This window comes from Halomonas sp. E14 (assembly GCF_052568415.1).
In genome coordinates this window covers 656,426-669,420 of the sequence record NZ_CP199423.1, presented here as the reverse complement: position 1 = coordinate 669,420, position 12,995 = coordinate 656,426, and the positions used below count along the sequence as shown (strand labels likewise).

The following is a 12,995-nucleotide window of genomic DNA, read 5'->3' as shown; positions in this document are numbered from 1 at the left end:
GCGGCCGCTGGCGGCTCACACCTGGGTACCCGGTGACTGCAGCCGATGCTGCGGCACCGGCCCCGGGGGCGGCACGGCGGTGGGCAGGCTCAGCGTGTGCTCCTCGCCTTCCTGCCAGTAGCGCAGCTGCGCCTCCTCGCCCACCGGCGTGTCCCGCACCAGCTCGAGGAAGCGCATGGGCGTGGTGGGGATCTCGCCGTTCACCTCGAGCAGCAGCGCCCCGGGCGCCAGGCCGGCGCTCAGCGCCGGGCCGCGGGTATCGTTGACCAGCACCCCTTCGCGGTCGGGCAGGCCCAGCGCTTCACGCAGGTCGTCGCTGACCGGGGCCACCGTGATGCCGAGGGCGGCCACTACCTGATCTTCCAGCCCCTCGAACTCGATCTGGCGTGCGGCCGCCAGCACCTGGGGCGCCACATGAATGCTGGCCCCGACCTGCAGCGCCAGGGCGATCGCATCGCTCGGCCGGCTGTCGATGCGGACCGGCTCGTCGCGCTCGGCGATGCGCAGCTCCAGCATGCCGAGAAAGGTGTTGTCGACCAGGTCGTCGACGAATACCCGCACCAAGGTGACATCGATCCCGCCCAGCACATCGCCGAACAGCTCATGGGTCATGGGGCGCGGCGCCCGTGCACCGCCCAGGCCGCGCAAAATGGCGCTGGCCTCGTTGGAACCGACGAAGATCGGCACCACCTCGCGCGCACCGGGCTCGCGCAGCAACACCACTGGCACACCGAAGCCGGCGATGCCCACGGTGGCAACCTCGACTTCCACCATCTCGTCGACCTCTGCCGCCAGTTCGCGGGCACTCACGGCATGCGCGCTCAGCAGCAGCGCGAGGCCACACAGCAGCGACAGCAGACGATAACCGCGAACCGGCAATGTCATGGACTTCTCCCCTGCTAGCAACAATGCCTAGAGCATGGCACTCATGGCTGCACCCCGCCATGCGGCGGGGTGAGCGAACCCGGTGTGCGAGATAGAGAGGGGGGTCAGGACCTGACCTTCATCAGCTCATCCCAGCGGGTGGTGTAGCGCTGGGTGCGGTGCTGACAGCGCAGGGCCCAGGCATTGTCCTTGTGCGGCAGGCCGAAGCGCACGGTATCGCGCCCCATCTCGCGGTTGAGCCGGTCGAGGGTGGCCATCAGCCGACGGCTGCGGTCGCGCCTATGCTCATCGCCGGGCTCATCGAGCAGCGAGCCCTGGCAGCGCTCGCCCTCCACCAGGTCCAGCAGTATAACGCCGCACTTCTGGTAGCGATGCTCCTCCAGGAACACCGTTTCCAGCGCCCGGCGCGCCGCCGCGAGCAGCGTGGGCGTGTCGGCGCTGGGCTCCGGCAGCGCGACGATCTGGCTGTTGGTGTACTGCGGGTCGCCCAGCCGGTGGGGGTTGGTGCGCACGAATACCAGCACCGCCCGCGCCAGGCTGCCCTGGCGACGCAGCTTCTCGGCGGCGCGTGCGGCATGCTGGCGGGTGGCGGCCTGCAGATCGGCCAGGTCGCGGGTCAGCCTGCCGAAGGAGCGCGATACCAGGATGCGCTGGCGCGGCAGCGTCATGTCCTCGAGACGGATGGCGGGTCGGCCGCGCAGCTCCCAGACGATGCGCTCGAGCACCACCGAGAAGGCGCTGCGGATCCGCTTGGGATCGGCCTGCCGCAGCTCCCAGGCGGTAGTGATGTCCAGCAGTGCAAGCCGCTCGGCCGTGCGCCGAGCCACGCCCCAGAGGTCGCCGACCGGCAGCGCCTGCAGCACCCGGCGCGTCACGTCGCTGTCGGCTTCGAGCAGGCACACCCCTTCGTAGGCAGGCTCGCGCTTGGTCAGGCGGTTGGCCACCTTGGCCAGCACCCGGGTGGGCGCCACCCCCACACCGGCCGGGATGCCGGTCCAGCGGCGCACCGTCTGGCGCAGCCGCTGGCAGTGGGCCTCCAGCCCGGCGGGGTCGAAGCCGTCGAAGTGCACGAAGCTTTCGTCGATGGAGTAGAGCTCCACCTCCGGGGAGAACTCCGCCAGCACCTGATTGACCCGGCGCGACACGTCGCCGTAGAGGGCGTAGTTGCTCGACAGCAGCACCGCCTGGCGGCGAATGGCCGGCGGCAGCAGGTGCAGCGGTGCCCCCATGGCCACCCCCAGCGCCTTGAGCTCGCGGGAGCGCGCCACCACGCAGCCGTCGTTGTTCGACAGCACACCGACCGGCAGTCCTTCCAGCCGCGGGTTGAACGCCCGTTCGCAGCTCACGTAGAAGCTGTCGCCATCCACCAGCGCGATCATGGTCAACCCCCCGGCAAGGCGTGAATCACATGGGTGACCACGCCCCAGACGTGGCACGTTCTGCCATCCAGCGGGATCGGCGCAAAGCGCGGGTTGCTGGCCAGCAGCACGGTACGCCCGCCCTGGCGCACCAGCCGCTTGACCGTGGGTTCGCCGTCCACGGCGATGATCACCACCCGGCCGGGCAGCGGTTCCAGGCTGCGGTCCACCACCAGCAGGTCGCCGTCATAAATGCCGTCGCCCTGCATCGAGTCACCTTCGGCACGCACGAAATAGGTGGAGGCCGGGCGCTTCACCACGTGATCGTGCAGGTCCAGGTCGATGTCGAGATGGTCGTCGGCAGGGCTGGGAAACCCGGCGCGGACCCGGCAACCCAGCAGGGGCAAGGGCTGCGGCACGGGCCGCGTGGCGGGTCGACCGACAACGCGCAGCAGAGGAAGTGAAGTGAGCGGCATGAGGGCCTCCATATACTGTACTCCCATACAGTATTCTTGCGATGCCGCCCCTTGGCAAGCCCTGAACGGGCAGCACGACACCGTCGCCAGGTTTGAAGGCAGCGCGATCGCCCTCCATGCTGAGGGAAGGAGCTTTCCAGGGAAGGGAAACCACCATGGACGACATCGCCAGCGAGTTTCTGGCCGATAATGCCATCCTCATGGAGCTGGCCGTGGCGCTGCTGCTGGGTGCGCTGATCGGCATCGAGCGCGGATGGTCGGCGCGCAAGCGCGAATGGGGCGAGCGGGTGGCCGGGGTGCGCACCCACGCGTTGGTGGGGCTGTTCGGCGGCATCGCGGCGCTGCTATCGGAAACGCTCACCTCCTGGGCGTTTCCACTGATCTTCCTGGCGGTCGCCGGCATCGCCCTGGCCGGCTACCGGGCCAGCATGGAAAAGAGCCGGGACTACAGCATCACCGGCCTGATCGGGCTGCTGTTGACCTTCTGCTTCGGTGCCCTGGCGGTGGCGGTGGAGATCGCCCTGGCCACGGCCTGTGCGGTGGTCACCGCGCTGATCCTCGATAACAAGCGCGAGATCCACGGCCTGCTGCACAAGCTCGAAGCCAATGAGCTCGCCGCCGGCCTCAAGCTGCTGCTGATCAGTGTGGTGATGCTGCCGCTGCTGCCCAACGAGGACATGGGCCCCGGCGGGGTGCTCAACCCCTATGCGATCTGGTGGCTGGTGGTGCTGATCGCCTCGATCTCGTTCATCGGCTACTTTGCCGTGCGGATCGGCGGCACCGAGAAGGGCATCCTGTTCACCGGGCTGTTCGCCGGGCTGAGCTCGTCCACCGCACTGACCCTGCAGTACGCCCGCCAGGCCCGCCGCGAGCCGCAGCTGGCACCGATGCTGGCCGCCGGCATCCTGCTCGCCTGCGGCACCATGCTGCCGCGCCTGCTGCTCTACGCCGCCCTGGTCGGCCCGGCCCTGTTGCCCCGGCTGCTGGCCCCGCTGGCCGCCATGGGGGTGGCGCTCACCCTGCCGGCGCTGTGGCTGTGGCGGCGCCACCGCCGCCACCTCAAGACCCACCAGCCGATGACCCAGAACCCGCTGGAGCTGCGCGCCGCGCTGGTGCTCGGCGCCTTGCTGGCGGTGGTGATGGTGCTGGGCGAGTGGCTGCGCGACTGGCTCGGCGAAGCCGGCATCTACCTGCTGGCCGCCACCTCCGGCATTGCCGACGTGCATGCCATCGCCCTGTCGCTCAGCCGCCTGGCGCCGGAAACCATCACGGTGTCCACCGCCGTGCTGGGCATCCTGCTGGCCGCCTCGGTAAACAACCTGTTCAAGGTGGTGCTGACCGCCACCGCGGGCAATGCACGCCTGACCCGCTGCATCGTCGGCCCGATCGCGGCCTCGGCGGCGGCGGGCCTGGCCGTCGCCTGGCTAACCTGAGCCCTGGCTGGCCTGAGCCTGGGCTAGGCCGGCACTGCCGGCACGTTCAGGCGGCGCTCGTGCGCCACCAGCCACTGCTTGCGCGGCAGCCCGCCGCCATAGCCGGTAAGGGTGCCGTTGGCCCCGATAACCCGATGGCACGGCACCACGATCGCCACGGGGTTGGCACCGTTGGCCAGGCCTACCGCGCGGCAGGCCCCTGGCCGCCCGATCCGCTTCGCCAGCTCGCCATAGCTGATCGTGCTGCCCGCCGGGATCTCGCGCAGCGCCTGCCACACCAGGCGCTGGAACGGCGTGCCGCCGGTAGCGACCGTTAGTGCCGCAAGCCGGGAGGCATCGTCCTCGAAGTAGGCCGCCAGGGCCTGCCGAATGGCCGCGGGCGCCGCTCCCGGGATAAGCTCGTAGCGGCCGTAGTGGCGCTTCAGCAGGCGGTGCAGGCGTTCGTCGTGATCGTCGAATTCCAGCGCTCGCAGCGCGCCCTGTTCGTCCACGACCAGGCGCAGCTCGCCCACCGGGGACGCCAATCGATCCAGCCAGAGTTGCATTGCCTCTCTCCTATCTCGCTGTTGCCTGCCTTGCGACCGCATCGGCATGCCATAGGTGCATCACGGCGTAGCCACGCCAGGGCCGCCAGGCCTCGGCGCGGAGCATTTGCCCGGCTCCGTCAGCGCCGCTGCACGGCCAAGCCCGAAGCTCTCCCGCAGCCCGTGCATGGCGCGCCGCCTCAGCGATGCGCTGCGATCGAGAGCGTCATCGCTCCATTCTAGCCCGCCCATGGCCGATGGCCGGTATCTTTTGCAGCCTCCCTGCCAACGCAAAGTGGTTCTCCTGAATGACGTCAAACTGGCCCTTAGCAAGGAACCAGACTCATACCACACTGGCCCTCACCCAGCGCAACGCAGAGGAGCCACCCATGACCATTCGCCAAGCCACCCGTAACGACCTGGAGCCACTCAGCCAGCTGCTCGACGGCTACCGGCAGTTCTACCGTCAGGCGCCCGATCTCGAAGGCGCCCGGCAGTTCCTGCAGGCGCGCCTGGAGCGCGGCGACTCCTACATCCTGGTCGATACCGGCAGCCAGGGAGAACTGCAGGGTTTCGTACAGCTCTACCCCCTGCTTTCCACCGTGCGCCTGGCTCCGCTGTGGCTGCTCAACGATCTGTTCGTCGCCCCCGAGGCTCGTCGCAGCGGCGTCGGGCGCGCCCTGATGCAGGCCGCCAGGGAGCTCGCCCGAGCCCATGGCGTCGGCCATCTCAAGCTCGCCACCGAGATCGACAACCGCACCGCCCAGGCGCTCTACGAATCGCTCGGCTGGCAGCGCGATACGACCTTCTATCACTACGGTCTGCTGTTCGACACCCAGGCAGACCAGGGCTGAGCGGAGGCGCCATGTACGTTCCCCCATCGATGCGGCTGACGCGCGAGCAGGCCTGGGCGCTGGTCGAGCGCTACGGCTTCGCCGTGCTGGTCGGCGCCGATCTGCAGGCTACCCACCTGCCCCTGACGCTGGAACGAAGCGAAGGCGAGCTCGGTTCGCTCTACGGCCACGTCGCCCGGGCCAATCCTCACTGGCGAGCGCTGGACGGCAACCGGGCGCTGGCGATCTTCAGCGGGCCCCACGCCTATGTCTCGCCGAGCTGGTACGCCAGCCGGCCTGCCGTGCCCACCTGGAACTACCTGGCCGTGCATGCCACGGGGCGCCTGGAGCTGCTGGACGCCGCGGCCACGCGGGAGCTGCTCGCGCGCAGCCTGGCCCACTTCGAACCCGCCCTGCTCGATTCGCTGGGCCGCGAGCACGACTACCTGGAAAAGATGCAGGCCGGCGTGGTCGGCTTTCGCCTGCGCATCGAAGCCCTCGAAGGCAAGGCCAAACTCGGCCGGCAGCGCTCCCGGGCCGATCAGGCAGGGGTCGAAGCGGCCCTGGCGCAGAGCGCCGACCCGCAGGCGCGCCAGCTTTGGCACGAGATGCAGACACTGGCAGACGAGGAGCGGCAGGCATGAGCACGCGGCCCGTAGACGACCGCCCCCTCGGTGTCGCCCTGCCCGGCTGGCAGCCGGCAAGCCGGCCGCAGCGAACCCCTCTGCAGGGAGAACGGGTTCGCCTCGAACCGCTGTCGGCAGAGCGCCATGGCGATTCGCTGTTCGCCGCCTTTCTATTGCCCGGTGAGGGGCCCCATGACACACCACAAGCACGCTGGGCCTATTCCGGCGGCATGCCGTTCAGCGATGCCGAGCAGTGTCATGCCTGGCTGGCCGAGCGTGCGCGCAGCGAGGACCCACTCTTCTTCGCCATCGTCGAAGCAAAATCCGGGCGGGCCCTGGGGCTGGCCAGCTACCTCAACATCGTGCCGGAGCACGGCAGCATCGAGGTCGGCCATCTCCATTTCACGCCGCCGCTTCGCCGCACGCCGGCGGCCACCGAAGCCATGCTGCTGATGATGCGCCACGCCTTCGCCCTGGGCTACCGGCGCTACGAATGGAAGTGCGATGCGCTCAACGCCGCCTCGCGGCGTGCCGCCGAGCGCCTGGGCTTTCGCTTCGAGGGGATATTCCGTCAGCACCGTGTAGTCGAGGGACGCAACCGCGACACCGCCTGGTTCTCGCTGCTCGACGACGAATGGCCTGCCAACGAAGCCCGCCTGATGCGCTGGCTCGCAGCGGACAACTTCGATGACGCGGGTCGTCAGAGGTCGTCGCTATCGGCGCTGTCAACCTAGGCTCAGCCATTCGCGCGCCAGCCAGCGCCCGGCCCGTTCGATCTCGGCCTCCACGGTACCGGCATAGCCCAGCACCAGGCCGGGGCGAGCGGGTGCCTTGAGGTAATAACTCGACAGCGGCGACAGCGAGAGGCCCTGCGCCGCACCCCGCCCGAGCAGTTCACGCTCTTGCTCCGCCTCGTCGAGCCAGGCCACCAGATGCATGCCGGCCTGCCCGTCGGAGAGACGCAGGCCGCGTGCCACGGCGGGCGCCAGGGCCTTGCGCAGCAGCGCCTGACGCCGACGGTAGCAGTCACGCATGCGTCGGATGTGACGTGAGAACTGCCCGCCGACGATGAACTCCGCCAAGGCCGCCTGTACCGGGTACTGCCCCTCGCGGTGAAGCCGCGCGTTGGCCCGGCGGAACGGCTCGACCAAGGCCTCGGGCAGTACCACGTAGCCCAGGCGCAGCCCGGGATACATCACCTTGCTGAAGGTGCCCACGTAGATGACACGGCTATCGTCGACGAGCCCCTGCAGGGCGGCGATGGGACGCTGCCCGTAGCGAAACTCGCTGTCGTAGTCGTCCTCGACGATCCAGGCACCGTGCCGCTCCGCGGCTTCCAGCAGCGCCAAGCGACGGGACAGGCTCATGGTCACGCCGCTGGGGTATTGATGCGAGGGCGTCACATAGATCAGTCTCGGACTCTCGGCGTGCGCCGCAGCCGCGACGCTGAGGCCTTCGTCATCCACCGGCACCGCCTGCAAATCGAGTCCGGCAGCCGCAAAGCAGGCCTGAGCGCCAGGGTAGCCCGGCTCCTCGATCCACACCTTGTCGCCGGGGTCGCTGAGCAGCCTGGCGATCAGCTCGAAGCCCTGCTGCGCCCCCTGCACGATGAGAATCTGCTCGGGGCGACAGCGCACCGAGCGCGAGAGCTGCAGGTAGTCGGCCAGCGCCTCGCGCAGCGTCGGCACGCCGCCCTGGGCCTGATAGGCCAGCCACTCCTGCGGCATGCGCTGCTGGTGGCGGCGTATCAGCCGCTGCCACGGGCCATGGGGAAAACGATCCAGCGCCGGCACGCCGGGGGCCAGGATGGGACGTTCCCGACCGGCATGACAGAACGCCAGCAACGACGTGCCGCGCGAAGAGAGCGACGGCGCATCCGCTCGCGACGGTAGCGTGTGCGACGTAGTGAGCCCAACCGCTTTTGCCGGCTGGGCGATGGGTTGAGCGGTACATGGAAACGCCAGGTCGGCAACGAAAGTGCCCGATCCATGACGCGTGACCAGGAAGCCCTCAGCCAGCAGCTGATCGAAGGCAGCCAGCACCGTGTTGCGCCCCAACCCCAGCTCGCCAGCCAGCTGACGCGATGAGGGCAGTCGCTGACCGCAAACCAGGCGTCCCGTCTGGATCCACTCGCGCAGCTGATGATAGAGACGCGTGGCCAGCGGCTGGGGCGAGCCTTCTACCAGCGCCAAGCCCAGCGCATCGGCCAGCCAGTCGGTCTGCCCGATGCCGGCAGGTGTGGCAGACAGCCCCCTGTCAGCTATCCCACTCATCCGCGATAACCCGATTGCGCCCCGCGCGCTTGCCTTGATAGAGGTTGCGGTCGGCGCGATGCAGGGTGGCTTCGATGGTCTCCTCGCGGTCGCGGAAGGCCGATACGCCGCAGGTGATCGAGGCGGTGAAGAGGTGGCCCTCTTCCGAAGCGAAGGAGAGCGCGCTGACTTGCTGGCGCAGCTTCTCCGCTACGCCGATGGCGCCATCGAGCTCGGTTTCCGGCAGCAGGATCGCAAACTCCTCGCCTCCCAGGCGCGCTGGAATGTCGTTGACCCGCAGCTTGCCGCGCAGCATGCGGCTGGTCTGAACCAGCACCTGGTCACCCGCAGGATGGCCATGGGTGTCATTGATGCGCTTGAAGTGATCGAAATCGAACAGGATCACCGAAGCCGGCCGCGCATAGCGGCGGAAACGCGCCAGCTCCTGCACCAGGCGCTTCATGAAGTAGCGCCGATTGAACAGGCCGGTGAGTTCGTCGGTGCGTGACAGCAGGCGCAGACGCTGCTCCAGAATCTTCTGATCGGTGATGTCGCGCAGCGTGCCGATGAGCATCTGGTCGTCGTCATCGGGCACGTAATCAGCCAGCTCATGCACCCAGCGCACCTCGCCATTGGGGCGGATGATGCGATGAATCACATCGTAGTTGCCGCGCCCCAGCGCCTTGGCGATGGCGGCCTCGACCATCGGCAGGTCCTCCGGATGCACGCGCTGCTTGAACGCCTCCACGCTGGGCGTGAACGAGGACGCTGCGACGCCGAAGATGTCGTAGATCACATCCGACCAGAACACGTCCTGGGTCTTCAGGCTGAGCTTCCAATAACCCAGGCGGGCGATCTGCTGGACACGATGCAGGGTGCGCTTGAGCCGAACGTTCTCGCTGCGCAGGCGCTCCAGCTCATGGCGCAGCGCGTCGGATTCGCCGGCGGCCGCCACCTCGGGGCTGTGCCCGGCCGATGGCGCCAAGGCTTCCTGTTCCCGCGTTTTCTTCATGTTTTCAGCAGTAACTATCAGGGGTTTTAGCAGCAGGATACCGTCGCCTAACGCCGACTGCCATGCCTGCCCGGCAAGGGCGACGGTTCTTCCACCGCGGCTTCCAGCGGCCGAGCCAGATGCCGCGCCAGGCCCTCGGCGCCATGCCGCATCACGGCATGATGGCTCCAGATCACCAGCGGCCGAGCCAGGCGCGCCAGCCAGCCCATCCATGGCCGGGTGGTGCGCACCTGCCAGGTATACTTCACGCAGGTTCGGCCGGCCTGCTCGCTAAGCTCCCAGCGCCCCAGGCCAGTCACATCGCCGCTCGCCTCGCCCTCGATCAGCCACGGCGAGCGCACCCGGCACACGCGCATATCGAAGCGCAGGGTATAGCGCAGCGGGCTTCGCCACACGAAATGCTCGGTGCGTCCGATGCCCTGCCGATCGCCGCGCTCACGCTCCTCGACGTCGATCAGCTCCGGCCACCACTGCGGCCAGTGGCACGGGGTCGCCAGGGCCTCGTAGACCTGCTCGACAGGCGCCTCCAGATACCAGCGGGAGACGAAGTGAAAATCCGCCATGACACCATCCTTGTCATATCGCCACGCCGAGGCAACGCAACGGCGCGCTCTTCGCTCAGCCTAGTCTTTCCCTTGCCCCGGCGCCGCCGGGCGGCAGGCTGCGCTACTATTTCCCCTTCACCTTCACTCCCCTCACCTTCCCCAGCTGGAGACGTCAGATGAAATACCTCGGGGCTCATGTCAGTGCGGCCGGCGGCCCGGACCAGGCCGTGCTGCGCGCCGTCGAGATCGGCGCCGATGCCTTTGCGCTGTTCACCAAGAACCAGCGCCAGTGGCGCGCCAAGCCACTCGACGGTGCCACCATCAAGGCCTTTCGCAACGCCTGCGAGCGTCACGGCTTCGGCCCGGGGCAGATCCTTCCCCACGACAGCTACCTGATCAACCTCGGCCACCCGGACCCGGCCGGCCTGGAGAAATCCCGTGCGGCCTTCCTCGACGAGATGCAGCGCTGCGAGCAGCTCGGCCTGACGCTGCTCAACTTCCACCCGGGCAGCCACCTGAAGAAGATCAGCGAAAGCGAATGCCTGACCCGCATCGCCGAGTCGATCAACCTGGCCCTCGACAAGACCCGCGGCGTCACTGCCGTGATCGAGAACACCGCCGGCCAGGGCACCAACCTGGGCTGGCGCTTCGAGCACCTGGCCGAGATCATCGAGCAGGTCGAGGACAAGTCGCGGGTCGGCGTTTGCCTCGACACCTGCCACGCCTTCGCCGCCGGCTACGACCTGCGCACCCCCGAGGCCTGCACCGCCACCCTGGACACCTTCGATGAAGTGGTCGGCTTCACGTACCTGCGCGGCATGCACCTCAACGACGCCAAGAGCGAGTACGCCAGCCGGGTCGACCGCCACCACAGCCTGGGCCAGGGCAACATCGGGCTCGACGCCTTCACCACGCTGATGCGCGACCCACGCATCGACGAGATTCCCATGGTGCTGGAAACCATCGAGCCCGAAATCTGGGCCGAGGAGATCGCCTGGCTGCGCGCTCAGGCCGTGACTGACGGCGAGGGCTGAAGGGCCCGGGCCACCAGCGGCCCTTCGTAGACCAGCGCATCGTGCAGTTGCACCAGGGCCGCACCGGCCTGCAGCCGGGCGGCCACCTGCGCCGCCGAGCAGATGCCGCCCACCGAGATGATCGGCAGCCGCCCGGCCAGCGCGGCGGCCAGACGGCTCACCTGAATGCAGGCCTGACGCTGCCGCTCGGGCGTCTGCCAGTCGAGGTAGCGCTGCGGGGTAGCCGGCGGACCCAGGTCGAACGCCGCCACCAGCGCATCGAACCGCAGCGCCGCCAGCCGGCTCGCTACCGCTGGCAGGGCCTGCCCCGCCAGCGGTAGCCGAAGCTTCACCGCCAGGGGCACCTGGCGCCCGGTCAGCGCGGCCAGATCCCGCTGCTGCTGCTTGAGTGCTACCAGCAGCGCCTCCAGCCATTCACGGCAGGCGGGGGCCAGCAGCGCACCGGCCTGGGGGCTGCACAGGTTGATGGTCAAGTAGTCGGCGTGCGCCCAGGCCGAGCACATTCCGGCCAAGTAATCGTCGACGGCAGCCCCCGGCTCGGTGTCCGCGGCCATGCCGAGGCTGACGCCCAGCACCGCGCCGCCGCCTGCCGCAGCGGCCTGGCCGGCGCCCCAGGCGGCCGCCTGGGGCGGTGTCAAGGTGCCGATCTCGATGGCGCCAAAACCCAGTGCCCCTGCCTGCCGGCCCAGTTGCCCCCGCTTGTCGAAGCCGGCCGCAATGCCTAGTGGATTGGCGAACGCCAGCCCCATAACCCGAACCGGCGCCATGCGCGGCTGGGCGCGGGCCCGGCCGGCCTGCCCCTGGCCGCGTCGCCTGGCGGCAAGGCACGTACGGGCGAAGGCCAGCCGGCGCCCCAGCGCCGGCGAGCGGCGCATCAGCGCCAGCATCAGGCGGCGGGGCATGCCCCGGCCTCCGGCGGCACTCCACGGCGCCCGGCATATCGCGCCTCGAACGCCTGCATGAAGCGGATCAGCGCCTCGACCCCGGCTTCAGGCATGGCGTTGTAGAGGCTGGCCCGCACCCCGCCGACGGCCGGGTGCCCGTGCAGATGCAGCAGCCCCTGGGCGGTGGCCTGGGCCAGAAACTCGGCGGTCAGGCCGGGGGCGGCAAGCTCGAAGCAGACATTCATGCAGGAACGGTCGGCGGCCTGCTGCCGACAGACATAGAGCGCGCTGGCGTCGATGGCGACGTAGAGCCTGTCGCTCTTGCGTCGGTTGCGCACCGCCATGGCGCCCAGCCCGCCCTGCCGCCGCAGCCAGCGAAACGTCAGGCCGGCCAGATAAACGGCATAGGTCAGCGGCGTGTTGAGACGACCCTCGCAGCAGGCCTGCTCGCGGTAGCTGAAGAGCGTCGGCGTCTGCGGCCGCGCCGGGCGCAGCAGGTCGTCGCGGATAATGACGATCGTCAGCCCCGTCGGGCCGATGTTCTTCTGCGCCCCGGCATAGATCATCCCGAAACGCTCGATGGGAACCGGGCGCGACAGGAAGTCGGAGGTCATATCGGCGACCAGCGGCACTTCGCCGGTATCGGGCAGCCAAGTGTAGGCCAGGCCGTCGGCCGTTTCGTTGCTGGTCAGGTGGCAGTAGCCCGCCCGCGGATCGAGTCGCCATTCGGCGAACGGAGGAATCCGGCGGTAGCCATGGGCGGCCCCGCTGGCGGCAACCCGCACCCGGGCATGACGGCGCCCCTCGGCGATCGCCTTGCGCGACCAGTGTCCGGTGTCGAGGTAGTCGGCCCGCCCGCCGGGCGGCAACAGATTCAGCGGCAGCAGCGCGAACTGCGCCGAGGCCCCACCCTGCAGGAACAGGATGCGGTAGTGCGCCGGCAGATCGAGCAGCTCGGCCAGGTCGCGCAGCGCCTGCTGTTCGATCGCCCGGTACGCCTCGCTGGTGAAGGGCATCTCCAGCACGGACATGCCGCTGTGCTGCCAGTCCATCAGCTCGTCGCGGGCCTGCTGCAGCACCTCGCGGGGCAACATGCCGGGGCCGGCGGCGAAGTTGTAGGAGGGACGGGGCAT

General features: G+C 69.0%; 14 protein-coding genes. 5 read left to right on the top strand and 9 right to left on the bottom strand.

Annotated elements, in window-relative coordinates; genetic code table 11:
• Window positions 1–15: 15 nt before the first annotated feature.
• From ACT7B3_RS03075 to ACT7B3_RS03065, 3 genes are all read right to left on the bottom strand, one after another.
• Entirely contained in the window at window positions 16–885 is an 870-nt protein-coding gene (locus tag ACT7B3_RS03075) for a bifunctional nuclease domain-containing protein (RefSeq protein ID WP_445156815.1), read from the bottom strand.
• A gap of 104 nt (window positions 886–989) precedes the next feature.
• Window positions 990–2,264 (bottom strand): Y-family DNA polymerase, encoded by a 1,275-nt coding sequence (locus tag ACT7B3_RS03070; RefSeq protein ID WP_444678405.1) that lies wholly within the window; start codon window positions 2,262–2,264, stop codon window positions 990–992.
• A gap of 2 nt (window positions 2,265–2,266) precedes the next feature.
• Window positions 2,267–2,719: a LexA family protein gene (locus ACT7B3_RS03065; protein WP_445156814.1), complete on the bottom strand. Its 453-nt coding sequence runs from the start codon at window positions 2,717–2,719 to the stop codon at window positions 2,267–2,269.
• A gap of 155 nt (window positions 2,720–2,874) precedes the next feature.
• Between ACT7B3_RS03065 and ACT7B3_RS03060 the strand changes: the two genes are divergently transcribed.
• A complete protein-coding gene (locus tag ACT7B3_RS03060; RefSeq protein ID WP_444678406.1) occupies window positions 2,875–4,152 on the top strand; it encodes an MgtC/SapB family protein in 1,278 nt (425 codons plus the stop codon).
• A gap of 23 nt (window positions 4,153–4,175) precedes the next feature.
• Here ACT7B3_RS03060 and ogt read toward each other — a convergent pair whose 3' ends face one another.
• Window positions 4,176–4,697, bottom strand: coding sequence for a methylated-DNA--[protein]-cysteine S-methyltransferase (ogt, locus tag ACT7B3_RS03055; protein WP_445156813.1), 522 nt, complete (start codon window positions 4,695–4,697; stop codon window positions 4,176–4,178).
• Between the two features lie 368 nt (window positions 4,698–5,065).
• Between ogt and ACT7B3_RS03050 the strand changes: the two genes are divergently transcribed.
• The 3 genes from ACT7B3_RS03050 to ACT7B3_RS03040 are packed head-to-tail and all read left to right on the top strand — an operon-like array spanning window position 5,066 to window position 6,869.
• Complete coding sequence (locus tag ACT7B3_RS03050; RefSeq protein ID WP_445156812.1) at window positions 5,066–5,530, top strand: GNAT family N-acetyltransferase; 465 nt, start codon at window positions 5,066–5,068, stop codon at window positions 5,528–5,530.
• A gap of 11 nt (window positions 5,531–5,541) precedes the next feature.
• A complete protein-coding gene (locus ACT7B3_RS03045; protein WP_445156811.1) occupies window positions 5,542–6,153 on the top strand; it encodes an FMN-binding negative transcriptional regulator in 612 nt (203 codons plus the stop codon).
• Window positions 6,150–6,869: a GNAT family N-acetyltransferase gene (locus tag ACT7B3_RS03040; RefSeq protein WP_445156810.1), complete on the top strand. Its 720-nt coding sequence runs from the start codon at window positions 6,150–6,152 to the stop codon at window positions 6,867–6,869. The genes ACT7B3_RS03045 and ACT7B3_RS03040 overlap by 4 nt, the downstream gene beginning before the upstream one ends.
• On the opposite strand, the gene pdxR is transcribed toward ACT7B3_RS03040, so the two are convergent.
• The 3 genes from pdxR to ACT7B3_RS03025 are packed head-to-tail and all read right to left on the bottom strand — an operon-like array spanning window position 6,861 to window position 9,962.
• A complete protein-coding gene (gene pdxR, locus ACT7B3_RS03035; RefSeq protein ID WP_445156809.1) occupies window positions 6,861–8,408 on the bottom strand; it encodes a MocR-like pyridoxine biosynthesis transcription factor PdxR in 1,548 nt (515 codons plus the stop codon). The genes ACT7B3_RS03040 and pdxR overlap by 9 nt on opposite strands.
• The gene (locus tag ACT7B3_RS03030) at window positions 8,392–9,399 is read right to left on the bottom strand and encodes a GGDEF domain-containing protein (protein WP_445156808.1); all 1,008 of its coding nucleotides are present in this window, start codon (window positions 9,397–9,399) and stop codon (window positions 8,392–8,394) included. Before ACT7B3_RS03030 ends, pdxR begins: the two co-directional genes overlap by 17 nt.
• 47 nt (window positions 9,400–9,446) lie before the next feature.
• Complete coding sequence (locus tag ACT7B3_RS03025) at window positions 9,447–9,962, bottom strand: SRPBCC family protein (protein ID WP_444678412.1); 516 nt, start codon at window positions 9,960–9,962, stop codon at window positions 9,447–9,449.
• Window positions 9,963–10,120: 158 nt separating this feature from the next.
• Here ACT7B3_RS03025 and nfo point away from each other — a divergent pair, with 158 nt between their 5' ends.
• Complete coding sequence (gene nfo / locus ACT7B3_RS03020) at window positions 10,121–10,978, top strand: deoxyribonuclease IV (RefSeq protein WP_444678413.1); 858 nt, start codon at window positions 10,121–10,123, stop codon at window positions 10,976–10,978.
• On the opposite strand, the gene ACT7B3_RS03015 is transcribed toward nfo, so the two are convergent.
• Together ACT7B3_RS03015 and serC are read right to left on the bottom strand one after the other, a co-directional pair.
• Window positions 10,951–11,880: a hypothetical protein gene (locus ACT7B3_RS03015; RefSeq protein WP_445156807.1), complete on the bottom strand. Its 930-nt coding sequence runs from the start codon at window positions 11,878–11,880 to the stop codon at window positions 10,951–10,953. The genes nfo and ACT7B3_RS03015 overlap by 28 nt on opposite strands.
• Window positions 11,865–12,995, bottom strand: a complete 1,131-nt coding sequence (gene serC / locus ACT7B3_RS03010; protein ID WP_444678415.1) for a 3-phosphoserine/phosphohydroxythreonine transaminase — start codon at window positions 12,993–12,995, stop codon at window positions 11,865–11,867. Before serC ends, ACT7B3_RS03015 begins: the two co-directional genes overlap by 16 nt.